This window comes from Exiguobacterium sp. 8H (assembly GCF_902506255.1).
Classification (GTDB): Bacteria; Bacillota; Bacilli; order Exiguobacteriales; family Exiguobacteriaceae; genus Exiguobacterium; species Exiguobacterium profundum.
The window spans coordinates 1-1529 of record NZ_LR733448.1; the positions used below are offsets into that span (position 1 = coordinate 1).

The window sequence follows — 1529 nt, forward strand, 5'->3', positions numbered from 1 at the left end:
GGAGTGTTTTCACTCATTTTCTACCCTTTTTTGACATACTACACTGAATTTCCAGATTTCATAGTGTTGATTTTCACGGTCATGATGTTTATTTTATATGCAAAAACAACTTCGCATATAGGTAATAATAAAATCATTTTGAATTTAAATCGCTATAGTCTATATGTCTATATTTTTCATTTATCATTTTTAAAACTTTCAAATAAACTGTTACAAATTAATTTAGGTAATACTTATTGGCAGAACTGGTGGTATCCTTTAATTATTTTAACGGGTCTAATTGGGCCTATTGTACTATATCACACAGTAAATTTACTAAAAACAAAAATTCACACCATGGTAACATGATAATACGAAATAGATGGTAGCTCGAACAGTTAGTGTTTGAAGTAAATAATTTTGACTTGAATGTAACGGCTCTTTTTCTGGACTAAATAGGAGAGAGAAAGAACCAGTTATGAACTGGATCAAAAAATTAGATAATAAATAATTCGTCAGACGATTTGGAAAATCTGGGTTCGGTATTCCACCGGGCTCAGTTTTCATGTTGTCATAGAGATTTTGTTGCCGTACACCATTGAAGAAGGCGAACGTATTCATACGGTACTTCATCAGAGTCTTCAGCGTCATGTCGGTCGTGAACTTGATCTATCGCGTTTTTGAATACCCGAGGATGATGGAATACTATACGCATTTCAATCCATCTGTCCCTGTCGTTTAGGCGACGTTTCAAACCTGACGGTAGTCTGCTTTTTAGGCTGAAGTCTGTAAGGTTTCACATACTCTCTCAGAATCCCTTTATAGCCTAGCTTTTGAATAAAACCGCAATTGGTTGTACCTTCTTTGATACGTTCGGTTATGTAGTCTTTGTAGGGTTCGAATTTTCCTTTTCTCTTTTTCCGCTTCACTTTCGTAGGTGCATTTTCCATATTCAAATACTTTTGGATTGTCTTAGGGGCATATCCCATCTCGTCAGAGATAGTTTTAATTGTCCATCCTTTGCTTCTTAACTCACGAATCATAAAAAAATCCCTCATTTCGGATCATGTCTCACACTCTATTTTCAGGTTGTCAGAATCATTATCCGTTACTTTGAGAGATTTTTTTTAATACGTTGATTACAACCCACTTATAGTTTAGGCTTGTGGTCTGGAAATCTCGTCCGAGGAGGTACGGTGCGATCGTCCTGACATTTTCATTATAGGACCGATATTTATTCATACGGCCGAGGCACTTGAGACCAAGCTTGTCCATGAGAATTCTAAAACTATGGCGCTCGAGGAGCGCGTGGATACGGCGATAGCAACAACGTCCTTCCTCTTCTTGAACCAAGGCTTTCAATTTTTTTAACGCTGCGTTCTCCATCTCGAGGAACTCGCCTTCTTCCATGAGTTTCTCGACCTCGGCGCATGTCCTGTTGGTTTGGTGACCAAACCTTTGGGTCCCTCCAGTTCATAGGCAGATAATTCATTCATTTTTCAATTAAGCTGAAAAATTATAATTAAGTATTTACTATAATCACCATACCT

At 37.3% G+C, this 1529-nt stretch carries 2 protein-coding genes; one reads left to right on the top strand and one right to left on the bottom strand.

The window, feature by feature from the left end; all coding sequences use genetic code 11:
* Positions 1-3 precede the first annotated feature (3 nt).
* On the top strand, positions 4-348 hold the full coding sequence (locus GVY43_RS16160) for an acyltransferase family protein (RefSeq protein ID WP_371730294.1): 345 nt from the start codon (positions 4-6) through the stop codon (positions 346-348).
* A gap of 347 nt (positions 349-695) precedes the next feature.
* On the opposite strand, the gene GVY43_RS15560 is transcribed toward GVY43_RS16160, so the two are convergent.
* Positions 696-1022: a hypothetical protein gene (locus GVY43_RS15560; protein ID WP_159563770.1), complete on the bottom strand. Its 327-nt coding sequence runs from the start codon at positions 1020-1022 to the stop codon at positions 696-698.
* Positions 1023-1529: the final 507 nt, after the last annotated feature.

Excerpts from the sequence above, each read along its gene's own strand:
- GVY43_RS15560 (WP_159563770.1), bottom strand. The coding sequence starts at position 1,022 with ATGATTCGTGAGTTAAGAAGCAAAGGATGGACAATTAAAACTATCTCT.